The sequence below is a fragment of the Petrocella sp. genome (genome assembly GCF_059865615.1).
Map to the genome: position 1 here is coordinate 1 of NZ_JCBCDA010000144.1, position 6,392 is coordinate 6,392.

Below are 6,392 nucleotides of genomic sequence, written 5' to 3' on the forward strand. Positions count from 1 at the left end.
TGTAAATCCACCAAACAGTTAATCGCACTATCTAAGGATTCTTGATCCAGTGTTCCAAATCCTTCATCAATAAACATGGTATCAAGTTGTACACCACCGGCATAGGATTGAACCACATCGGCCAAACCAAGCGCCATGGAAAGAGATGCCATAAAACCTTCACCACCGGATAAAGTTTTTACATGCCGGTTCATACCTGTATAATGATCATAGACTTCTAACTCTAGACCACCTTTTGCATTTCGTCTTTGCAGTTCTTGTGTTCTAGATAAGAGATATCTACCATCCGTCATCTGAGTCAAGCGTTGGTTTGCTGCCACAATAATATCTTCAAGAAATGCCGCCAAAACATAACGCTCAAATGTAATTCGATAAGTATTATTACCTCTAGCTATATTGGATAAATGACCTAAAACCTGATGTTCTTCTTCCTCATTTCTTATCTTTTGATTTAGATCTTTTATATGTTCTAGCATCATAGTGTTATTTTTGATTCTACCGGTAATGACACCCTTCCGGTTCACAATAACTTTGGTATTTTGGCGTAATGTCTCTATAGTTTTTTCAAAGCTTGCCATGTCTGTTGCCTGCAGATCTTTCGTTTGAAGCTTCAACATCTCAAGGCTTTCTGAAAGACTATGAAGCCGCTTTGCATGATTCTCAATTGTTATTGTGTGATTTTCTATGTCTTCTTGAGGCATTTTCGCCTTGAAATAGTCTTCAATCTTTTCAAATCCTTTTTGTCGAAGCTTAAGAAAAAAAGTGCCTTCTTCCTCCTTTAAGCGCTGTGTTAAAAAAACGATGTCTATATTATATTGCTGCTTCTTTGTTTCGATGGTCAACCTTTCTTCTTTCAATTGATCATAATTATTCTTTGCTGTCTCTAATTGATTTTCCATTTTTTGGACAAGTTTCTCTTGTTCTTCTATGGCTTCCATTAAGGTCTTTAGATTTCTTAAGTCTTTAGGCACCTCATCATATATATATTTAAGATTAGACTGCTTCTCGATCCTTTGACTGCTCATCTTAAGAATCTCTATGTCCACTTGCTCTTTAAGAATTTCTGTTTGCTGGATTGCTAACTTTTTCTTTTTGATATCCTCAGCTATCGTAACTGACTTTTCTACCAATCTTTCTATGGATGCCATTTCCATCTGTTTACTTACAAGTGCATCTTCACGTAACTTTAACTCTGCATAAAAATAGTTTTTCTCATCCTCAAGGCACATCCCTTGAATTTGTACAAACATATTTTCGGATAAGCTTTGAATACTTTCGTGATAAGTAGACTTGGTTTTACTTAGGCGTTCTTCTAAGACACTCATTTTGTTGATTATTACATTCAAACGCTCCTGACAAACTTTTACTTCTTCTCTCTGAGCCTTGATAGCTTCTTCTGTTACTTCTTTTCCACTAAAAGTGGCTAACTCCAAATGTTCCTTAGCTCCACATACCGGACATGGTTGTCCATCTTCTAACTCTCTGGCAAATCTGGCTGCCATATTTTGTAGAAATTCTTGATAGTTATTGTCATAGTTTTTTTCAAAACCTAACAAGGTATGACTCAGGATACCCCGCTCACTTTTTTCTTTTTCATATTGTTCTTTTTCCTTTTGAATCTCGCTTTGAAGCTCAATGATTTTTTTAAGCTCACTTTTTTCTTTTTTTATCTTTTCCAGTTCTGCTCTTTTTTCTATTATTTCAAGCCTTGCTTTATCTACTTTTTCCTTTTCCAGACTAAGGTGATCGACCTCTTTGTGGGTCAAAGATAAGAAATCTTTGTGCTTTTGCACCTGCGCCTCCAAACGCTTTAATGCAACTTCTGACGCCTTAACCTTGTCTTCTAAGGTCTTAAGACTTTTCACCTTATCTTCGTATGATTTCAGCCGCATCAACACCTCAGACTGACTACGTCGTTCATCTTTTCTTCTACTAGAAGTTTCTTCTTCATAAAGTTTAAAAGCAGCATCTAACTGTAATTGAAGGGTTCTTATTTTGTGATCTGATTTTTTATAGACATCTCTCTTGTTCGCCAGATCCTCTTTTATAGTATTAATATTCTCTTCCAAAGGCTCAAGGGCTTGAACTTCCATAGCTTGCTTAACCTGCTCTTTTAAAGCTACTATTACTGGTATTTTTGTTTTTTCTTCATCAAGAACTTCTTGAATCCTCTTTCTTTCTTCTATCTTTTTGTTAATTTCTTTAGCCTTTTCACGTCTTTCAATCTCATTTTCAAGAGCTTGACTTTGCATACTTATTTCTTCTTCTAAGTGGTCTAACTCTAATCGATCCTTAGTATTCATCTCTTCTACGCGTTTAAGAATCTCTTCAATCGGCTTATCATTTGCCTGTATCATCTTGCCTAAATCTTCATGATTGGCCCAATCTATGTTAGTGATATCATGGTCTCTGATTTCTTTATCTCTCTTAATGCTATTCATTAACATGTTTGATTTTGTTTCAAGGCGGTTTTGAAACAAACTATACATACTTGTATCAAAGAGTTGCCTTAGGACACTTTCCCTTTCTTCACTAGTCGATGTTAATAGTTTTTGAAACTCTCCTTGTGGAATCATCATGATTTGTCTGAATTGTTCTGCATTGATACCCAGTAGAGATTCTATTTTTTCATTAACCGATATAACACCCACAATAATGGTTTTTGGTTCTTGATCAAAAATGGTCAGAACAGCTTCCGGTTTTTGTTCCGTTGTCCCTTCACCTCTTTTTTTGGGCTTATCTTGCTTAGGTATACGATGGATGTGGTATTTTCTACCTCTAAGTTCGAACTCAAGTTCAACTTCTGTTAATAGATCCCTCTCTGAAAACTGACTTCTCAGACTTTCTGCTGTACGCATATGACCACTACATTCACCATACACAGCAAAACTTATAGCATCAAAAATTGTGGTCTTGCCCGAACCTGTCGGCCCAGTAATCAAAAATAATTTCTTATGTCCTAACTCACCAAAATCAATTATTTCCTTGTGCTTATATGGACCGAAAGCGGTCATCGTTAGTTTGATGGGTCGCATTATAACGCCCTCCCCTCTTGTTTTAGGGCGTCCATTATGCATGCAATCACATCTTGCTTTTCTTCTGTGAATGCCTCTGCAGAGACATTTTCATAGAACTCCCCGAACAAGGCCAATATGCTTTTCTTCGCAAACGCTTGACCTGCCGATGTTTGCATCAAACCAGCTTCTCTTTCAAAGACTTCTCTTTCTAGTTTTAAGATATTAGGGTATATGGATCTAAGTGTTCCAATAGCATCCATAAGCGCCCCTCGATCTGTTAATACTGCCATTATGTAGTCCTCTGTATTTGTATCTGCATATATTTTAGGGTCCATTAGTTTTCCAAGCTTACCTTTAATAATTCTCATGTCTTTTAAGGGCTTTAAACTGATTTGCCTTATATCTAAACTGCCCTTAGCATCCATATCTACCATGGTAACAGATTTTTTCTGATTGGCCTCTGAAAAAGAGTATTTGAGCAAAGAACCTGCATAACGTATGTGTTCATATTTGACCTTCTGTGGTTTATGCAAATGGCCTAATGCCACATAATCAAAGCCCTCAAAATAATGAACATCCACATGCTCAGAGCCACCTATGGATAAGGGTCTTTCAGATTCACTTGTTTCAGGTTCCATACTGCCCATAATAAAGCCATGAGCAATGCATATATGTCGACCGGTACTAGGTTTATTGGCATGAATATCTAAGATTATCTTTTTCATGGCTGTATCATGATCTTTGATGTCATCGTCATTATATATTGCTCGCACAATTGCTGGCTCTACATAAGGAATCGGATAAAAATAAACCGGCCCACTTGCATCTTCTATGAGGATTGGCTTCATATCTTTTTCTATGTTTCCATGAATATGAAGCCCCTGATCTGTTAGCAATCGACTGGCAAATCCCAAGCGATCAGAGCTGTCGTGGTTACCTGCAATGGCAATAATCTTCAACTCATGTGTCAAAACAGCTTCAGAAAAAAAGCTGTCTAGAAGTTCTACCGCTTCAACTGGTGGTATTGAACGATCATATATATCACCGGCAATAATCATAACATCCGGTTTTTCTTGTTTTATCAGATCCATTAATTGGTCAAGCAGGTATCTTTGATCTTCTGTCATATGAATACCATGGACCAACTTACCAATATGCCAATCCCCTGTATGTAATATCTTCATCTCATCTCCCCTTAACAAATACAAGAAAACTCGGAGGGCGTAATCCGCTCCGAGTTAAGTTTTAGGCAAGCATGACTAAACTTAGTGCCATAACTGCCATGCCACCAATTAATCCATAAATGGCTATATGATGTTCTCCATACTTTTCAGCTGTTGGCAAAAGCTCATCTAAGGATATATAGACCATAATTCCGGCAACACCTGCAAAAATAATGCCAAACATTAAATCACTAGATATCCTAAGCAATAAGAAATAACCGACAATTGCACCTACCGGTTCTGAAAGACCTGACAAAAAAGATAATTTAAATGCCTTTTTCTTATCACCTGTAGCAAAATATATAGGTACTGATACGGCAATCCCTTCAGGTATATTATGAATAGCAATCGCTATAGCAATACTGATACCTAATGTAGGATTTTCAAGAGCTGCAAAAAATGTAGCCATGCCTTCCGGAAAGTTATGAATCGCAATGGCCAGAGCAGAAAAAAGTCCCATACGCAATAGATTCTTATCTTCTTTCACTTTAATCTTAGGTGGTTTATAGCCTTCTTTTTCAACTAAATCATCTAAGGCTTCTATTTCTGATAAATCATGTACCTCATGAGGGTTCTCATAACTTGGCACCAACTTATCAATAAGAGCAATCAAAGCGATTCCGCCAAAAAATGCAATTGTTGTCAGCCATAGTCCGCCAGTTTCGCCGACCACTTCGGATAATGATTCATTTGCTTTTGGAAATATCTCTATGAATGATACATAAATCATAACACCTGCTGAGAAGCCTAAAGCTAATGAAAGAAACTTTTTATTGGTCTGTTTTGTATAAAAAGCAAGTACACTTCCTATGCCTGTCGATAAACCTGCAAATAAGGTTAAGGCAAATGCAAACATAACCGTTTGCCACGAATAATCCATATATTGTCCTCCAAATAAAGCAAAATATTTATGTCTGCTATGATTATAACACTTTTCTTATAAAAGTGACAATGTGTGTTTCAATAATTTTCCATAGCAAAAACCATCTTACGTCCAAATCTTGCGTAAGATGGTTTTCTTATAATGCTATGGCTAAAAGGTCAAGTTACATGTTGTTTACTATTAACTAGGGCTATAAACCTAGGCTTTGGATTTTTTACTTCTTCTAGCCCACGCATATGATCCTATGACAAATGAAACACCTAAAAGACTTAGACCTAAAATATTGGTTTCTCCTGTTTTGGGAACCTCTGTTGCTTCCTGATTTACCTCTGAAAGGGTGAAATCTGAAGGCACTAATACTTGATCAATAACATGTACCACGCCGTTGCTGGCCATGATATCTGCCGCAATAACATTTGAAGTATTAATCTTAATACCATCACTTAATGAAGCTACAACATCATTGCCATTTAAAGTCCCTGCCCTAAGCCCTTCAGTCAAATCGGTACTAAGCACTTGTCCACTTATGACATGGTAGAGAAGAACTTTACTTAAATCTGGCTGTGCCATTAATGCTTCTGCTGAAATACCTAATTGAGACAGTAATGATTCAAAAGCTGCATTGGTTGGTGCAAATACTGTAAAAGGACCATCTGCCATCAATGCTTCAACGAGTCCGGCTTTTTGCAACAATGCTACCAGCATACTGAAGTCGTCGTTACCTAGTGCTATTTCAACGATACTAGGATTTGCTGCAGGGGCTGTCACTTCTGCTGGTTCAGGTTGACTTAAAACAAAATCAGCTGGAATAAGTACTGTATCAATAACATGAATAACACCATTGGTAGCTGAAACATCTGCTGCTACAACATTTGCATCATTAATCTTCACACCGTCTTTTAAATCTATAGTAATATTATTGCCGTTTAAAGTTGGAGCCATCATGCCGTCACTCAAATCTGAACTAAGTACTTGACCACTTACCACATGATATAAAAGTATTTTACTCAAATCAGGATGTGCAAGTAAATCGCCTGCTGTAATACCTAATCCATTAAGTAATTTTTCAAAAGCCGCATCTGTTGGCGCAAAAACTGTAAATGGACCTTCGCCTTGTAGGGCACCTACAAGTTCTGCCTCTGTGAGTGCTGCAACCAGGGTTGTAAATGAACCATTATTGACAGCCACATCGACGATATCGCCCTCAGCTGCCATTACTGGTGTGTAACTAAAAACCATCATGAGTGCCATTAATAAACTTGCTATTTT

The 6,392-nt window shown here is 37.2% G+C and carries 4 protein-coding genes; all 4 read right to left on the bottom strand.

Annotated features, from left to right (window positions below; all coding sequences use genetic code 11):
* The coding region (locus tag AC6F8J_RS14705; protein WP_500724380.1) for an AAA family ATPase at window positions 1-3,035 on the bottom strand (3,035 nt) is incomplete at its 3' end.
* Window positions 3,035-4,201 carry an exonuclease SbcCD subunit D C-terminal domain-containing protein gene (locus AC6F8J_RS14710; RefSeq protein ID WP_500724381.1) on the bottom strand — a complete coding sequence of 389 codons (1,167 nt, stop codon included), beginning with the start codon at window positions 4,199-4,201 and terminating at the stop codon, window positions 3,035-3,037. The genes AC6F8J_RS14705 and AC6F8J_RS14710, both read right to left, overlap by 1 nt.
* Before the next feature lie 61 nt (window positions 4,202-4,262).
* The gene (gene zupT, locus AC6F8J_RS14715) at window positions 4,263-5,120 is read right to left on the bottom strand and encodes a zinc transporter ZupT (protein WP_275840944.1); all 858 of its coding nucleotides are present in this window, start codon (window positions 5,118-5,120) and stop codon (window positions 4,263-4,265) included.
* Between the two features lie 201 nt (window positions 5,121-5,321).
* On the bottom strand, window positions 5,322-6,392 hold a 1,071-nt coding region (locus AC6F8J_RS14720; RefSeq protein ID WP_500724382.1), incomplete at its 5' end, for a fasciclin domain-containing protein.